Annotated in this window: 14 protein-coding genes; 12 read left to right on the forward strand and 2 right to left on the reverse strand. The window is 63.7% G+C overall.

The annotated features are described in order from the left end of the window. Window position 1 precedes the first annotated feature (1 nt). From gcvPB to ACFY5D_RS09865, 3 genes are all read left to right on the forward strand, one after another. The gene (gcvPB, locus tag ACFY5D_RS09855) at window positions 2–1603 is read left to right on the forward strand and encodes an aminomethyl-transferring glycine dehydrogenase subunit GcvPB (protein ID WP_387528530.1); all 1602 of its coding nucleotides are present in this window, start codon (window positions 2–4) and stop codon (window positions 1601–1603) included. Between the two features lie 1144 nt (window positions 1604–2747). Beyond that, entirely contained in the window at window positions 2748–2912 is a 165-nt protein-coding gene (locus ACFY5D_RS09860) for a hypothetical protein (RefSeq protein WP_387528533.1), read from the forward strand. A 214-nt stretch (window positions 2913–3126) separates the two neighbouring features. Then, window positions 3127–3627: a DUF805 domain-containing protein gene (locus tag ACFY5D_RS09865; protein WP_387528536.1), complete on the forward strand. Its 501-nt coding sequence runs from the start codon at window positions 3127–3129 to the stop codon at window positions 3625–3627. A 297-nt stretch (window positions 3628–3924) separates the two neighbouring features. On the opposite strand, the gene ACFY5D_RS09870 is transcribed toward ACFY5D_RS09865, so the two are convergent. Both ACFY5D_RS09870 and ACFY5D_RS09875 read right to left on the reverse strand, forming a co-directional pair. After that, window positions 3925–4683: an SDR family NAD(P)-dependent oxidoreductase gene (locus tag ACFY5D_RS09870; RefSeq protein WP_387528539.1), complete on the reverse strand. Its 759-nt coding sequence runs from the start codon at window positions 4681–4683 to the stop codon at window positions 3925–3927. A 19-nt stretch (window positions 4684–4702) separates the two neighbouring features. After that, window positions 4703–5851: an ATP-NAD kinase family protein gene (locus ACFY5D_RS09875; protein WP_387528542.1), complete on the reverse strand. Its 1149-nt coding sequence runs from the start codon at window positions 5849–5851 to the stop codon at window positions 4703–4705. Window positions 5852–5959: 108 nt separating this feature from the next. On the opposite strand from ACFY5D_RS09875, the gene ACFY5D_RS09880 reads away from it, so the two are divergent. From ACFY5D_RS09880 to ACFY5D_RS09920, 9 genes are all read left to right on the forward strand, one after another. Continuing rightward, window positions 5960–6625, forward strand: coding sequence for a GntR family transcriptional regulator (locus ACFY5D_RS09880; protein WP_387528545.1), 666 nt, complete (start codon window positions 5960–5962; stop codon window positions 6623–6625). Window positions 6626–6856: 231 nt separating this feature from the next. Continuing rightward, on the forward strand, window positions 6857–8446 hold the full coding sequence (locus tag ACFY5D_RS09885) for an amidohydrolase (RefSeq protein WP_387528547.1): 1590 nt from the start codon (window positions 6857–6859) through the stop codon (window positions 8444–8446). 15 nt (window positions 8447–8461) lie between these two features. Continuing rightward, window positions 8462–9421, forward strand: a complete 960-nt coding sequence (locus ACFY5D_RS09890) for an ABC transporter substrate-binding protein (protein ID WP_387528550.1) — start codon at window positions 8462–8464, stop codon at window positions 9419–9421. Between the two features lie 3 nt (window positions 9422–9424). Next, complete coding sequence (locus ACFY5D_RS09895; RefSeq protein WP_387528554.1) at window positions 9425–10399, forward strand: amino acid ABC transporter permease; 975 nt, start codon at window positions 9425–9427, stop codon at window positions 10397–10399. 38 nt (window positions 10400–10437) lie between these two features. Then, window positions 10438–11202, forward strand: a complete 765-nt coding sequence (locus ACFY5D_RS09900; protein ID WP_387529771.1) for an amino acid ABC transporter ATP-binding protein — start codon at window positions 10438–10440, stop codon at window positions 11200–11202. Window positions 11203–11208: 6 nt separating this feature from the next. Further along, entirely contained in the window at window positions 11209–11964 is a 756-nt protein-coding gene (locus ACFY5D_RS09905; RefSeq protein WP_387528557.1) for an SDR family NAD(P)-dependent oxidoreductase, read from the forward strand. A gap of 537 nt (window positions 11965–12501) precedes the next feature. Then, window positions 12502–13821, forward strand: a complete 1320-nt coding sequence (locus ACFY5D_RS09910; protein ID WP_387528560.1) for an ABC transporter substrate-binding protein — start codon at window positions 12502–12504, stop codon at window positions 13819–13821. Beyond that, a complete protein-coding gene (locus tag ACFY5D_RS09915; RefSeq protein WP_387528563.1) occupies window positions 13818–14792 on the forward strand; it encodes a carbohydrate ABC transporter permease in 975 nt (324 codons plus the stop codon). The genes ACFY5D_RS09910 and ACFY5D_RS09915 overlap by 4 nt, the downstream gene beginning before the upstream one ends. Continuing rightward, window positions 14789–15706: a carbohydrate ABC transporter permease gene (locus ACFY5D_RS09920; protein WP_387528566.1), complete on the forward strand. Its 918-nt coding sequence runs from the start codon at window positions 14789–14791 to the stop codon at window positions 15704–15706. The genes ACFY5D_RS09915 and ACFY5D_RS09920 overlap by 4 nt, the downstream gene beginning before the upstream one ends. The last annotated feature ends 3 nt before the right edge of the window (window positions 15707–15709 follow it).

Raw genomic sequence — 15709 nt, forward strand, 5'->3', positions numbered from 1 at the left:
AATGGCCCTTCCAGTCAGCCCCAAGCCAGCCCACCGCCGGTTCCACCAGGCCCGTTGGGATGAGCCGATCATCTTCGAACTCAGCACCCCGGGCGAGCGCGGCATCCTTGTCTCGCAGGCCGAGCCGGCCGCCGTCGAGGCCCTGGGCGGCATCGAGGACCAGCTCTCCTCGCTGCGCCGCTCCAGCGCCCCCGCGCTTCCCGAGCTGGCCCAGATGCGCGTGGTCCGCCACTACCTGCGCATCAGCCAGGAGAACCTGGGTGCCGACTTCAACGTCGACATCGGCCAGGGCACCTGCACCATGAAGTACAGCCCCAAGGTCAACGAGACGATCATCCGCACCCCGAAGCTCTCCGAACTGCACCCGATGCAGGACGAGGCCTCGCTGCAGGGCGTGCTGGAGATCTTCTGGCGCACCGAACAGGCGATCGCGGAGATCTCCGGCATGCACTCGGTGAGCCTGCAGACCCAGGGCGGCTCCGCCGCGATCTGGGCCAACATCTCCATGATCCGCGCCTTCCACGAGTCCAACGGCGAGGGCCAGGTGCGCGACGAGGTCATCACCACGATCTTCTCCCACCCGTCCAACGCAGCCTGCGCCAAGGCCGCGGGCTTCAAGGTCATCACCCTGATGCCGGATGCCAACGGCTACCCGGACATCGAGGCGCTGCGCGCAGCCGTTTCCCCGCGCACCGCGGCACTGATGATCACTAACCCGGAAGACACCGGGATCTACAACGACAAGATCCGCGAGTTCGTGGAGATCGTCCACGAGGTCGGCGGCCTTGCGGCCTACGACCAGGCGAACGCCAACGGCATCCTGGGCATCACCCGCGCCTCGGACGCAGGGTTCGACCTGTGCCACTTCAACCTGCACAAGACCTTCTCCACCCCGCACGCCAGCGGCGGTCCGGGTGCCGGCGCCAGCGCCGTCTCGGAGCGGCTTGCCCCGTTCCTGCCCAACCCGCGCATCGAAAAAACCGAGGCCGGCTTCACCGTGAACTACGGCGGCGAGAAGTCCATCGGCAAGGTCGCTCCGTTCTTCGGCGTCGCCCCGAACGTGGTCCGCGCCTACGCCTGGATCATGGCGCTGGGGGCCTCCGGCCTGCGCCAGGTCGCGGAGATCGCCGTGCTGAACAACAACTACCTGCTGGCCCTGGTCCGCCAGATCCCGGGCGCCAGCGCACCGTACGCCGAGGGCAAGCACCGCATCGAGCAGGTCCGCTACTCGTGGCAGGGCTTGTTCGAGGACACCGGCATCAGCTCCGAGGAAATCGGCATCCGCATGAGCGATTATGGAATGCACTACTGGACCAGCCACCACCCGTACCTGGTTCCGCAGCCGTTCACACTGGAGCCGACCGAGTCGTACTCCAAGTCGGAAATCGACGAATATGTAGCCGCGCTGGCACAGGTCGCCACCGAGGCCCGGGAGAACCCCGAGCTGGTGCGCACCGCCCCGCACAACCAGACTGTCCACGCCATCGACCACGATGACCTGGACGATCCGGAACGCTGGGCCATCACCTGGCGCTCGTACCAAAAGAAGTACTTCAGCAACGCCGATGCGCGTTTGGCTGAAGAGCCCGTCTCGGTGGGCTAGCCAGATAGATGACCAACGGATAACCCATGTGGGCTGTCGCCGGAATACCGGCGGCAGCCCACATGCGTATGGCCATGTGCGGGCGCACGTACGTTCTCGACCATGATCGCGTTGGTCCAGGTATCGTTGCCCGGCGCACTGCCACTCTTCGGATCGCCACCAAAAAGAAACGACTAACAAAAGTTGTGTCTCACCGGGCTCGGACCTTGTGCGGCATGGACCGAATTCATCTCCTGCAGGACGGGAAAATTGCAGGACACGGAACCTACGTAGAATTGATGGCGCGCGGAGGTCGCTTCGTCGAAAATGTTCACCGAGCAACGCCTCGACTGATAGCCGAGATGCACGCGTTTGGACACCCAGGCCTCGCATCCCGTGGCGGACGAACGAGGGGCTGCGATTGGGTAGCCGCAAGGAAAATTCGACCGGCGCTTGTTTGAACGAAATCTGTTGCGGGGCAAGACCGGCTGAATTCGTTTCAACTTGTCCCTGCGAAAAGATTTCAGGCTCGCCCGCATCGCGAGAGATAGCGCAATCGCATTCGCAACGAATGGGCGATGTCTACGACGACGTACGTGAAGCCGTCATCGGCAAGCCGTGTCGCCGTCAACTCGGTGAAAGATCGGCCTGCGACGACCAAGGGCAGCACGACCTCTCAGGGATCCTTCATGACCGCTATCCGTAGAGCTCTCCGTGGGAGTGACTTTTGACATGGCTACCCGTTGGAGTGCTCATGCTCAGGAGAGGCTGACTAGTAAATCGATGAAGTGTCATACCCCGGTTGTACCTCTTTCGATTGAACGTCAGGGCCGTGCCGAGTGATAGTTTTGGCGGGCAGTTGCGGTGAAGGGCTCTCGGCCTTTCGCTATTCGTGTTGTCAGTCTCGTGAAACAGACAACTCGTTTCCGTGCGGTTTTATGTGAGGGTAAACCCCGGGCACCTGCCGCGTGGTCAGACTCAGCACAATCGAGGCCGCGCGGGGCATGATGGGACCTTCGATCCTGTGCGATCCCTTGTCATGCCGGATTTCACATTGAGACCACACTCGGTTGCCGCCGGTCGCCAGCTCATTTCCCGAGATCTCCTCGGAGCCAAATTACAGATTCCATAAGGTGCCGCAGGTGGCAGCCAGAAAGAAGTTGATGTGGATTTCGATTTCACCTTCCGCGAGCTTGTTAAGATCGCCCTCTTTGTCTTGATTGCAGTGATTGTTGGATTCATCATTTACTTCGCCGTAACGATCGCCCCGGAGGCAATCAAGGAGTTCCTGGGCAACAAGGTGGCGTCCGGGATCGGCATGACGAGTTAGCGCGAAGCAAGGATTGCGGTGTCCGAAACACCTGGAACGGCACCCCCTGGCTCTGCCGGTGCACCCTGCTGGCTGACACAAGACCCTCATCACCTGTGGACTTCAACGCCAAGTGTCGCAATACTTGCAGCGCCGCATGTAGCACCGCCCCGTCGACGCCAGGGCTGCGGGTCGAACAATCTAGAAAACTCACTTCAATGGAGGACCACGCACCATGTCATACCCTGCCAACCCGTACGGGAACCCCGACGCTTCAACCGCGCAAAACAGCCTGGATCTGCCCCGTTACGGCGCCAGCTTCGGTGAAGCCGTCAAGCGGTACTTCAAGAAATATGCGACCTTCAGCGGCCGCGCCAGCCGCAGCGAGTACTGGTGGGTCGCGCTGTTCAACGCTTTGGTCGGGCTCGTCGCGGTGGCCATCATGGCCATGGGTGGCGCATTCAACGTCCCGGTGAACTCCACCGAGATGCCACCGGGCGCCGTGCCCGGCGTCTTGCTGCTGACCCTTTACGGCCTTGCCACATTCATCCCGGGCCTGGCGCTGATCGTGCGCCGCTTCCACGACGGCAACTTCAGCGGCTGGCTGTACCTGCTCGCCCTGGTGCCGTTCTTCGGGTCGCTGGCCGTCCTCATCTTCGTGCTGATGCCGTCGAATCCGGCAGGCGCACGATTCGACAAGGGCCATGCCTGGCCAGCGGGCCAGCCAACGTCCTAGCTTCGAAGCCGTTCGAACGAATCGCCCACGCAGCCGAAACACGGTTGCATGGGCGTTTTTCGTTATACGACGCGCTCGCTTCTCGTCGGCAACCGGCGGTGCGACATCCAGCGCTGAATGCCAAACTTCACAGTCTTCGCGGCCCGTATCAGCTCACCAGTCGCTGACCACCGATGTACCCAAGCATGATGGCTGTTGAACCGGGTTTCCCGTGGTCGCTTTGCCCCGCAGGAGACAGGATAAGCCCGCAGCGCGAAGCCTGGGCTTTGCACTGCGGGACTTTTCTTGCGTTCGTGGTTAGGCGATGCCGCCGCCGTCGACAACCAGGGCCGAGCCGGTGACGTAGCTGCTGGCGTCGCTGGCGAGCCAAACGACGGCCTCGGCGATTTCCTCTGGGGTGCCCATGCGCTTGAGCGGGCGGTCGTTGGATTCCTCAAGGAAGGCGGCCTCGGCCTGCGACAGCTGGCGGGCCTCCTCGCGCAGCATCGGGGTGTTGGTGTCGCCCGGGTTCACCGAGTTCACGCGGATGTTGTCCGGTCCGTGGTCGATGGCCAGGGCGCGGGTCATGTTGACCACTGCCGCCTTGGAGGTGCAGTAGGACAGTGCGTCGCCGCCGCCCTTGAGGCCCCAGCCGGAACCGGTGTTGACGATTGCTCCGCCGCCGTCGGCGATCATCAACGGGATCACGTACTTGGAAAGCAGGAACGGGCCGCGCACGTTCACGCCCATGACCTGGTCCCATTCCTCAAGGGTGGTGTCGATGACGTTGGCGCGGCGGATGATGCCAGCGTTGTTGAACAGGACGTTGACGGTGCCGAACTCGGCAGCGGCCGTGGCCACGCCGCGCTTCACGTCTTCATCCAGTGCAACGTTGACGGCCAGGCCAAGGGTCTTGACGCCGAATGCCGCGGCTTCGGCGGCAACGGCCTGTGCCGCTTCCTCGTTGATGTCGAAGATCGCGACGTTGGCGCCTTCGGCAGCCATGGCAAGTGCAGTGGCCCGGCCGATGCCGGATCCGCCGCCGGTGACGATTGCAGACTTGTCCTTCAAACGCATGAACTGCTCCTTGTGGTGTTTAGGCTCGAACTTGGGAATCAGCGGTGTTGCTGATGGGATAAATTACTTCGGCTTTCGCCCCGGTAAATATTTTGGCGTAGCCACAGATCGTGGCGTCCAGTTCGGGATGTCCCGAATCAACCCAGAGCGGTCGCCCGCCCAGGGAAATCATTTTGGAGGGCGTGGCCACGATCCTCAGCTCGCTGCGTTGCAGCACGCGGTAGTCGATCTGCTGGTTGCCGCGCCCGATGACAAAACCTTGCTGTCCCAGCGGGGTGACAACGACGGTGGCACCCTCTTCGGGCACCAACGCGTTGAGCATATCCGCGTCGACGTCTTCGGCGATCAGCCGGCCGTTGCAGACAACATCAACGCCCAGCCGTGTCAGTTCCAAATCCAGTGCGCTGCCGATGGCCATGGTGGTGCTGCCCGGGCCAAGCACGTAAAACCGGTCCGGGACCATGGTGGCTGCGAAAGCGATGCCCAACGAGCGGGCCGCATTGACGTCGGAGGCGGGGCTGCCGGACTTGCGAGGTTGAAGCCGGCGGGAGTCCGAGGGGACCCGCAGCGTCCCGTAGAGGCTGGGGGTCGCAAGGCCTTGGCGCAGTTCGTCCTCGTCGATGTCGACGACTTCGCGTTCATCGCTGCCCCGGTTCGGGTTCGCCAGCCAACCCGCAGCCAAAGCGCCGGTTTCCGCAGGCGTCAAGCCGAATACGCCGGAGTAGATCTTGACGCCCGCGGGGATGCCCAGCACAGGGATGCCGGTTCCGACGGCGTCGAGGATGTCGCGGGCCGTGCCGTCTCCCCCGGCAAAGAGCAATAGGTCCACGCCTCGGTCCGCCATGTTCCGCGCCATTGATTTGGTGTCTTCGGAACTTGAAGCCCCCGGGTGGACAGCGCCCGAAGCGACGGTCTCGTGGGGAATGCTTGCGTCGAGCGCATCGGCTCCCATTTCTCCGGCACCTGCGAGGATTCGCACGGCAACCCGGGATGATTCCAGCCCGTCCAGTAGACGGCTGATTGTTTGTCCGGCCCTTTCAGGAGCCAGGGAATCGATCCCCGCGCGCTTGGCCAAATCGCGAATATCCGAGGCGTCACTGCCCTTCTGGGCCAAACGGCCGCCGAGGCCGGCGACTGGGTTCACAATCAGGCCAATCGTCACGTCCATGTGTGAACTTCCTCTCATATTTCTGTATACAGTATACTGAACCCAGTCTCTAGTACAATAGAGGTGATCAAATCCGGTGCTTCATCTATCGAGAACCAGGGGGCGACAGTGGCAATTCAACGCCAATCACTGCGCGAACAGATCGAAACAGAAATCATGAACCGCGTCGGCGCAGGCGAATTCGATATGGGCGAGAGCATCAACGAGGTAACGCTATCGGCGGAACTCGGCGTCAGTCGGACTCCATTGCGCGAGGCACTCATATCGCTATCCCAGCAGGGCGTCATTACACGCATTTCCGGCAAGGGCTTCCGCTGGGCCCCCATTAGCGAGCGCGACTTCGCCGAGGCGGTGCAGATCATTGCCGCCCTCGAGTGCCTCGCGCTGGAACTCAGCCCGGCGGACGAGCTGAACGTGATTGCGCCACGGATCCTGGATGCCGCGAAGGCATTCACGGCCACCGAGGCGCTGGCCGAAGAGGTCAACAGCCACGATGACGACTTCCACGAGCTCCTGCTCTCCAAGTGCCCCAACCGGCGTCTCCTGGAGACCATTGCCTCGCACAAGGTTGCGCTGCGACGCTACGAAAAGTTCTTTGTCGGAGCCAAGGACCGCGTCGAGCGAGCCGCGACCGAGCACTCGGCGATCGCCAAGGCACTTGTTGCGAAGGACCTCAAGGCCGCACAGGCCGCACTGACCGCCAACTGGCTCAACAGCACCTCGCGCATCGGCAAGGCCATGGCCAGCAAAGAAGGCGCAAAAGTAGCCGTCTAGAACAACGCGCGACAAGGCCGTGTCGGGAACCCCCAGGGTTTCCCGACACGGCCTTTTGCATTCCCGGCAGGATTGCAGACCCGCAAATCCCCACGCCAGGTCACAATTGCACCGCCTGTTGAATGGATCACAAAATGTCTTGAACGGAAACTGTATGCGGTATACAGTGCAACGTATTCGATGCACAGGCGCTTCGAATGGCGACAAATCACCGCACAATGGGGGCACTGCATGACGTTCACGGTGTACGAGAATGCCGTTTTCCATACCCTCGACCCGCAGAACCCCATGGCATCCGCCCTGGTCGCGGAGGAGGGCCGGATCCGGTTCCTTGGATCCGTCGGAGAGGCCCGGGAGTTTGCCCCGCGGGCACGGCGCATCGATCTGGGCGGGGCGCACGCGATGCCCGGGCTGGCCGACAGCCACATCCACACCGCCCAGCTCGCACTGCGCCAGGCGGAGGTCGACCTCTCCCCCGCCACCTCGAGTTCCGCGGCCGTTGCGCTGGTTGCCCAACGCGTCGCGCAGCTCGAACCCGGGGACGCCACCAGCTGGATCTTCGGCGGACGCTGGAACCACCGCGGCTGGGATCATGCGGAGCTTCCCGACCGCCGCGAACTCGACTACGTCACCGGATCCCATCCCACGGCCCTGCACCACTCCGACCTGCACACCTACTGGCTGAACTCCGCGGCACTGGCATACCTCGGCATCGACGCGGCAACCCCCGATCCCGTCGGCGGGACCATCGTGCGCGACGCATCCGGTGCCGCCACCGGCATCCTGCTGGAAGCGGCGGGATTCAACGCGGGGCGGGCCCTCGAGGAGGTCACCCGGGACGACCTGGCAACGCTGCTGCCCTCCGCGCTGCGCACCCTGGTCCGCCAAGGCATCACCTCCATCCACGACATCGACGGCATGGACGCCTGGGCCGCCTTCTCCGACCTGCACGAGCGCCGCGAGCTTCCGCTGCGGGTCAACAAGATCATGCCCGTCGCAGTGCTGGACCAAATCATCGACCAGGGCGTGCGCACCGGACAGGGAGACCCTTGGCTGCGTCGCGGCGGAGTGAAGATCTTCTCCGACGGCTCCCTCTCATCCGGCACCTGCCTCATGCACGCACCCTACGGGCACGACCGTTCCGAGGGCCTGGCAGTCACCGCCCCCGAGGAGCTGAACCGCCTGGTCAAGCTGGCCAACCACAACGGGTTGTCGGCCGCCGTGCACGCCATCGGCGACCGCGCGGTCTCCAACGCCCTGGACGCCTTCGAACAGGCAGCCGGCGCCGGCTCCCCGATGCCCGCCGGTTCAAACCGGATCGAACACGTCCAACACATCGCCCGCCGCGACCTGCCCCGGCTTGCCGCCAGCGGCGCGCTTGCCTGCATGCAACCCGCCTCCTGCACCTCGGACATCGAGCTGGTCGACTCCCTGCTGGGCGACCACGACGTCCTTTCCTACGCCTGGGGCAGCATCCTGAACGCGGGCGGAGCCGTGTCCTTCAGCTCCGACGCACCCGTCGAGGGGACCAACCCCTTCCACGGACTCCACGCGGGAACCACCCGCCAGCGCCCGAACGGTTTCCCCGCCGGGGGCTGGCAGCCCGAGGAGATCCTCACCCGTTCCCAGGCCCTGCATGCCGCGGCAACCTCGCACACCCGGGCCACCGGGGAGCAGCACCTTAAGGGCACCCTGGAAACCGGAAAACTGGCGGATTTCATCGTCGTTGACCGCGACCCGGTTTCCTGCCCGCCCCTGGAACTCCACTCGACTTACACATTGATGACAGTCATCGACGGCCGCATCCACTGGTCCGATTAACACAAGGAGAAACACATGAAATCCTTCAAGCAAGGAATGCTTTTCACTGCCGTTATCACCCTCGGTGCGGCGGCCCTGACCGGCTGCGGCGGCCAGTCCCTGGCCGAAGCCCCGTCGGCCTCCGGTGCCGCGGCGGCGGGCGCCTTCAAGAACGCGGCACCCGCGGGCGACCTCGCGGCCGCCCAGATCGGGGCCATCAACGTCGATGCCGACCTCGCGGCCCGCGTCCCCGCCGCCATCAAGACCGGCGGCCTGAAGATCGCGGCGGCCGAGGGCTACCCGCCCATGGAAATGTTCGACACCGACGGCAAGACCATGGTCGGCGTGGACATGTCGCTGGCCCGCGCCATGGGCAACCTGCTGGGCGTCGAGGCCAAGATCAACAACTCGGACGTATCCGGCATGATGCCCGGCGTCGTCTCGGGACGCTTCGACCTGCTGATGTCCGGCTTCAACGACACCGCCGAACGCCGCGAAAAGGTCTCCTTCGTCGACTATGCCAAGTCCTCGGGCTCGATCATGGTCGCCAAGGGCAACCCCGAGGGCATCAAGTCCCCGGCGGACCTCTGCGGCGAGACCATGGCGGTGCTCGACAACGGGTACTACATGCAGCTGGCCGAAGGGTTCAGCAAGGACTGCGAGGCCAAGGGCGAGAAGCCCATCAAGATCCTGGGCTTCGCCAATGACCCCGAGGCCCTGCTGCAGGTGCAGAACGGCCGCGCCGTCGCCGGCCTGAACGACTACCCGGTGGCTGTCTTCCGCGCCAAGGAATCCAACGGGGCCCTGGAGGCCATCGAGATCCCGGGCAGCTCCCTGTTCGGCATCGCGATCGACCCGAAGAACGAGGAACTGGTGAAGCTGGTCCAGGACGCCATGAACAAGCTCATCAAGGACGGCACCTACACCCAGATCCTCGGTGCCTGGGGCCTGGACCAGATGGCGCTTCCAGAGGCCACCGTCAACCAGGGCAAGTAGACAATGACCCAGGAACAGGTCGCCGCACCGCCGCGGCTGGTGGAGCAGCCCGGGCCCGGCAACACCGTCAGGCTGCGCCACCCGGGACGCCTTGTCGTGGCGCTGCTGTGCATCGCGGGCATCAGCTGGTTCGCCTGGGTGCTGGCCACCAATGACCACATCATCTGGGGCGACGTCCTGTACTACCTGACGTTCCCAAAGATCCTGGACGGCGTGCTGGTCACCATCCAGCTCTCCATCCTGGCCACCATCATGGGCCTGGCCATCGGCGTGGCCCTGGCCATCATGAAGCTCTCGGCCAACCCGGTTGCCGTGTGGATCAGCAACCTCTACATCTGGTTCTTCCGCGGCACCCCGGTGCTGGTCCAGCTGATCTTCTGGTTCAACCTGGCCTTCCTGTTCCCGCAGCTGGTCATCAAGATCCCGTTCACGAACATCGGCTACATGTGGGACACCAACGTGGTCATGACCGGCTTCACCGCGGCCATGCTGGGCCTGGGCCTGAACCTGGGTGCCTACGCGGCGGAAACCGTGCGCGCGGGCATCCAGGCCGTGGATCCCGGGCAGGCCGAGGCCGCGGCATCCATCGGCATGACCCCGTTCAAGCGGATGTGGGTGGTGGTGCTGCCGCAGGCCACGCGCATCATCATCCCGCCGATCGGCAACGAGTTCATTTCCATGCTCAAGACCACCTCGCTGGTCTACGTGGTCGCGGGCAACGACCTGATGACCAACGCCAGCCAGATCTACAAGCAAAACGGGAAGATCATGGAGCTGCTGATCGTGGCCAGCATCTGGTACATGGCCATGACGGTCATTGCCACGTACTTCCAGGGCAAGCTTGAAAGGAAGTTCGGCACGGCCGACCGACCCATCACCGGCAAGCGCCAGAAGTTCTCCAAACCGTTCTTTTCCCGCGACAACCTGGCGGTGCTGTGCCAGCGCCTGCGCACCGAGCCGTCAAGGAGCACCCCATGAACAGCATGACGACCTCACTCTCGGAGACCGGGACGGGCATGCGCATTCCGCTGGTCTTGGCCGAACAGGTCACCAAGAACTTCGGCAACCACCAGGTGCTCTCCGGCATCGACTTCTCCGTCGAGGCCGGGGAGGTCGCCTGCATCATCGGCCCCTCGGGGTCGGGCAAATCCACGTTCCTGCGCTGCCTCAATGCGCTGGAAAAACCCAACGGCGGCCGCATCAGGATCGACGGCGAAGACGTGGGATTCAACTACCGCAAGGGCAAGTTCCATGAATGGAATTCCGCCGAGTACGCGAAGTTCCGCCTCAACGTCGGCATGGTCTTCCAGCGCTTCAACCTCTTCGCCAACATGACGGCGCTTGAGAACGTTGCCTGCGGGCCGGCGCGGGTCAAGGGCGAACCCAAGAAGCTGGCGTTGGCCCGTGCCGAGGAGCTCCTGGAACGCGTGGGGCTGGCCGGCCACGGACACAAGTACCCCATGAAGCTCTCCGGCGGCCAGCAGCAACGCGTCGCCATCGCCCGTTCGCTCGCGATGGATCCGCAGGTCATGTTGTTCGACGAACCGACGTCGGCCCTGGACCCGGAGCTGGTCGACGAGGTGCTGGAGGTCATGAAGTCCCTGGCGGTCGGGGGCATGACCATGGTGCTGGTGACCCACGAAATCGGTTTCGCTCGCGAGGTCGCGGATTCGCTGGCCTTCATCGACGGCGGCGTCGTGGTGGAAAAGGGGAATCCCCGCGAGCTCATCGCCAACCCGCAGCACGAAAGGACCCAGCAGTTCCTCTCCAAGGTGCTGTGAGCGACCATGACTGATTCCACGACAAACCAGGCACCGGTGGTGGTGATCACCGGCGCCTCTTCCGGCATCGGGGAAGCCACCGCCCAACGCTTCGCGGCCTCGGGCGCACGGGTTTTCAACCTGGACAGGCAGCCGCCGGCAAAAACTTCCGGCGGCTTGCAGTGGCGTGAATGCGACGTCACGGATCCGGTCATGGTTCGCTCGGTGGTGGAAGGCATCGCCGCCGAGGAAGGCAGGATCGATACGGCCATCGCCAATGCCGGCATCAGCACCCGGCACGCGTTCCTCGAGATGAAACCGGAGGCCATCCGCCGGTTGCTGGACATCAATCTCTTCGGGGTCATCAACCTTTGGCAGTCCGCCGGCCGCATCATGTTCGAGGCGGGTTCCGGGACCCTGCTGGCAACCGCTTCCACGAACGGATCGGCAGGCTACCCCTGGTACTCGGACTACAACGCGTCCAAGGCGGGCGTGCTCGCGCTTTGCCGCAGTGTCGCCCTGGAGCTTGCGCCCCGGGTCCGCACCGCCTGCGTCAGCCCGGGATACGTGCTCACCCCGATGCAGCGCAGCGAATACAGCGATGAGATGCTGGCCGAGGTCAACGAGAAGATCCCGATGGGCCGCCATTCCGACCCGTCGGAGATCGCCGAGGCGTTTTTCTTCCTGGCCTCGGAGAACGCCAGTTTCATCACCGGGCAGCAGCTGGTCGTGGACGGCGGGGAACTTGCCGGAGGGACGGCTTCGTCCTACCGGACCCAGTAGCCGCACGCGCCACCGCACGAACTGCTGAACAAACGACCGAATAGCCAACGAAAGCCTCAAGCGGGCCGGATTCCTCCGGCCCGCTTCGTTTGCGTGCTCCATTTGTCGGACCACCTGCGAGGCAGCCAGCCGAGGCGCCGCGCGAACGAGGTCCGGGCGCGGCGCGCACGGACGCGCCACCGCACGGCCGCGGGAAGTCCTCAGTGCACCTCCGCGCGGTCCCGGAGGATCAATATTGACCCCAAAACACTTTGTTCGATTCCGAACAAAAGCAACCGAAAATGCGTGGCATGTGCAATATTACCGGTGATGAGACCGGATTTTCCACGTATTTACGCGGTTGCAGGCCGGTCGACAAACCCACGTCGGCGTTTTGTTTCGAACATAAACAAACAAAGTGACACTTGACACATGCGTCTTATGTATACAGAATACAAGGACGCTGTGGCGCCGATCACTCCAATCCCCGGGGTTGATCGCATCATTTCGAGCCATCGCGGCGAAGAATCGACCGTTTTCACCGAAAGAGGTATTGGCATGTGGAATTCCAAGGATCTGAAAAGAAGAAGCGTTCTGTCCCTAGGCGTCGCCGCGGTCTCCGCTTTGGTCCTGACCGCATGCAGCGGCGGCTCCGGAACGACGGCCGGTCCGGCGGCGGATGGCAGCAGCTCCATCGTTTTTAGCACCTGGGGAACCCCCGAGGAATTGACCCGCTTCACCGAGTTCAACACCGATTTCATGAAGCGCCACCCGGAGATCAAGGTCAAGCTCCAGCCGGTGGCCAGCTACGGCGAATACCACTCGAAGCTCCTTGCCCAGCTCACCAGCAAGACCGCACCGGATGTCTTCTATGTTGGCGATGACAAGCTCGGCCAATTCGTCGGCTCCAAGCGCCTCATGCCGCTGGACGACCTGTTGGCATCGGGCGCCAGCAAGACCAAGAAGGATGAATTCTTCCCGGGCACCTTTGGCGCCGCACAGCAGGAAGGCGTCACCTACGCCGCACCGAACGACGTCAACAACGACGCGTTCTGGTACGACAAGAAGGTCCTGGAGGAGGCAGGCATCACCGAGGACCCGGCAACCCTCGCCGCCGAAGGCAAGTGGACCACCGCGAAGTTCCTTGAAATGAACGACAAGATCGCCGCCAAGGGCCTGATCGGCTCCATGTTCTGGAACTACTGGGCCACCCACTACGGCTGGATCTCCACCCAGGGCGGCACCGCCTACGACGAGTCGGGCGCGTTCGTCGGCAACAAGGACCCCAAGACCCTTGCCGCCGTCGAGACCCTCGGCCAGTACTTCCAGGACAAGAAGTTCATCGACGCCGACAGCCTGCCCGACGGCGCCGGCGCCGACAGCAAGTTCGTGACCCACAAGGCCGGCTTCTTCGCCCAGGGCCGCTACACCATCGGCACTCTCAAGGGCGCCAAGGTCCAGGACGGCTACGACATCGTCGACTGGCCGACCCCGGACGGCAAGCCGGCACCGACCGGCATTGCAGCCTCCTACCTGGCGGTCAATGCCGACACCAAGAACAAGGACGCCGCGTTCACCTACTGGACCGAGTTCCTCTCCGCCGAGGGCCAGACGTTCCGCCTGACCGGCGGCGGCAACGCCGTGCCGTCCATCAAGGGCGCCGACGACGTGGTGCTCGAGGACAACTACCCGAAGCACGCCCAGACCTTCCTGGACATGCGCGACATCGGCTTCGCAAACTACGCCGCCGAAGGCGCGGTCCCGGCACTGTCCACCGACATCTCCGACCTGTTCCTCGAGCTCTACCAGGGCAAGAACAACGCCCAGGGAACCCTCGACAAGGTCGCGGCCCTCATCGCTTCGAAGTCCGGGAAATGAGCACCTCACTCGCGGAGAAACCCGCGCGAGTGAACCCCAGGCGCTCCTCCACCCAAGACGCACTGCCCGAAATGCGCAAGGAGGCCGGCTGGCGCAAGCGCGACCGCGCCTGGGGCTACGTCTTCATCGGCCCGCAGGTCATCGGCATGGTCCTGTTTGTGCTCATCCCGTTCGCGGCAAGCCTTGTCCTGGCCTTCGCGGAATGGGACGGGCTGACGGACCTGACGTGGGTGGGGTTCAAGAACTTCACCGACCAGCTGGCCGACCCGCTGCTGCACAAGTCGATCGTCAACACCCTGCTGCTGGCACTGATCACGGTGCCGATCGGGCTTGGCCTGGCCGTGGTCATCGCGGTGGCCCTGGAGAAGCTCAAGACCAGAACCCTGTACCTGATCCTGTTCTTCGCGCCCGTGGTGACAAGCACCGTGGCCGTGGCCATGATCTGGCAGCAGATGTTCCGCGCCGACGGGATCTTCAGCGCCACGATCGGCAAGGTCTTCGGCATCACCCCGCCGGACTGGCTGGGCGACCCGAAGCTCGCGCTGATCGCCGTGGCGATCGTGTCGATCTGGTCCTCGCTGGGCCTGAACGTCATCATCTTCCTGGCCGGCCTGCAGAACATCTCCCCCTCGGTCATCGAGGCGGCGCGCATCGACGGTGCCGGGTGGTGGGCGCTGTTCACCAAGATCCGCCTGCCGCTGCTGTCCCCGATCGTTTTCTTCTCCACGATCGTGGCGTTCATTTCCTCGATGCAGACCTTCGACACGGTGTTCATCCTGACCCAGAACGCGGGCCCGGACAACGCCACCCGCACCATCGTCTACCACATCTACGACCTGGGCTTCGGCCGCTTCCAGTTCGGGCCATCCAGCGCCGCCGCCGTCATCCTGCTGGTCATGACGCTGGTCATCACCGCCATCCAGTTCGGCGCCCAGAAGAAGTTCGTCCACTACGAGGATGATGCAGCATGAGCACCCTGAACCTTGAAGAAACCAAGGCCCCCGCCGGGCCCGCCACACCGGGGTCCACCCCGAAGGCGCCGCTGCGCGAACGCCTGGCCTCCATCGGCATTTCCTCCACGCTGCACATCGTGCTGCTGGTTGCGGGCATTGCCATGGTCTTCCCGTTCCTGTGGATGATCACCACCTCGCTCAAGGACCTGCCGCAGCTGCTGCAGGATCCGTTGAGCTTCTGGCCCGATCCGTGGACCTGGTCCAACTTCACCGATGCCTGGAACGCCGTCCCGTTTGCGCAGGCGTACCTCAACAGCCTGTACATCGCGGTGCTCTCGATCCTCGGCACGCTGGTCACCGCCTCGATGGCGGGCTACGCGTTCGCCCGGATCAAGTTCCGCGGCTCCAAGTCGATCTTCGTGGTCTTCCTGGCCACGCAGATGATCCCCGCGCAGGTCACCCTGGTGCCCTTCTACCTGCTCATGAGCAAGATGGGGTGGATCGACTCCCACCTGGCGCTGATCGTCCCGGCCATGATGGTCAACCCCTTCGCGGTGTTCCTGATGCGCCAGTTTGTCCTGGCGCTTCCCAAGGAGCTCGAGGAGGCGGCGGTCATCGACGGCGCGAGCCGCTGGCGCATTTTCTGGAGCATCATCCTGCCCAACCTGAAGCCGGGCCTGGGCGTGCTGGTGATCATCACCGCGCTGAGCGTGTGGAACAGCTTCCTATTCCCGTTGGTCCTGTTGAACTCCCCGGAGCTCTACACGGTGCCGCTGCTGCTGGCCAGCTTCACCAGCCAGTTCGGGTCGGTCAACTACGGCCTGGTGATGGCGGCATCGTCCATCGCCACCATCCCGATCCTGATCGCCTTTGTCATCGGCCAGCGCCGCATCCTGAACAGCATGGCCGCGTCCGGCCTGGGAGGAAAATAAGCA

Origin of the sequence: Paeniglutamicibacter sp. NPDC012692 (genome assembly GCF_042901625.1) — a bacterium.
Lineage (GTDB): Bacteria > Actinomycetota > Actinomycetes > Actinomycetales > Micrococcaceae > Paeniglutamicibacter.

Coding starts and splice junctions, on each gene's coding strand:
- ACFY5D_RS09905 (WP_387528557.1), top strand. CDS start 11,209: ATGACTGATTCCACGACAAACCAGGCACCGGTGGTGGTGATCACCGGC.
- ACFY5D_RS09900 (WP_387529771.1), top strand. CDS start 10,438: ATGCGCATTCCGCTGGTCTTGGCCGAACAGGTCACCAAGAACTTCGGC.
- ACFY5D_RS09915 (WP_387528563.1), top strand. CDS start 13,818: ATGAGCACCTCACTCGCGGAGAAACCCGCGCGAGTGAACCCCAGGCGC.
- ACFY5D_RS09895 (WP_387528554.1), top strand. CDS start 9,425: ATGACCCAGGAACAGGTCGCCGCACCGCCGCGGCTGGTGGAGCAGCCC.
- ACFY5D_RS09875 (WP_387528542.1), bottom strand. CDS start 5,851: ATGGACGTGACGATTGGCCTGATTGTGAACCCAGTCGCCGGCCTCGGC.
- ACFY5D_RS09890 (WP_387528550.1), top strand. CDS start 8,462: ATGAAATCCTTCAAGCAAGGAATGCTTTTCACTGCCGTTATCACCCTC.
- ACFY5D_RS09910 (WP_387528560.1), top strand. CDS start 12,502: ATGTGGAATTCCAAGGATCTGAAAAGAAGAAGCGTTCTGTCCCTAGGC.
- ACFY5D_RS09870 (WP_387528539.1), bottom strand. CDS start 4,683: ATGCGTTTGAAGGACAAGTCTGCAATCGTCACCGGCGGCGGATCCGGC.
- gcvPB (WP_387528530.1), top strand. CDS start 2: ATGGCCCTTCCAGTCAGCCCCAAGCCAGCCCACCGCCGGTTCCACCAG.
- ACFY5D_RS09865 (WP_387528536.1), top strand. CDS start 3,127: ATGTCATACCCTGCCAACCCGTACGGGAACCCCGACGCTTCAACCGCG.
- ACFY5D_RS09920 (WP_387528566.1), top strand. CDS start 14,789: ATGAGCACCCTGAACCTTGAAGAAACCAAGGCCCCCGCCGGGCCCGCC.
- ACFY5D_RS09885 (WP_387528547.1), top strand. CDS start 6,857: ATGACGTTCACGGTGTACGAGAATGCCGTTTTCCATACCCTCGACCCG.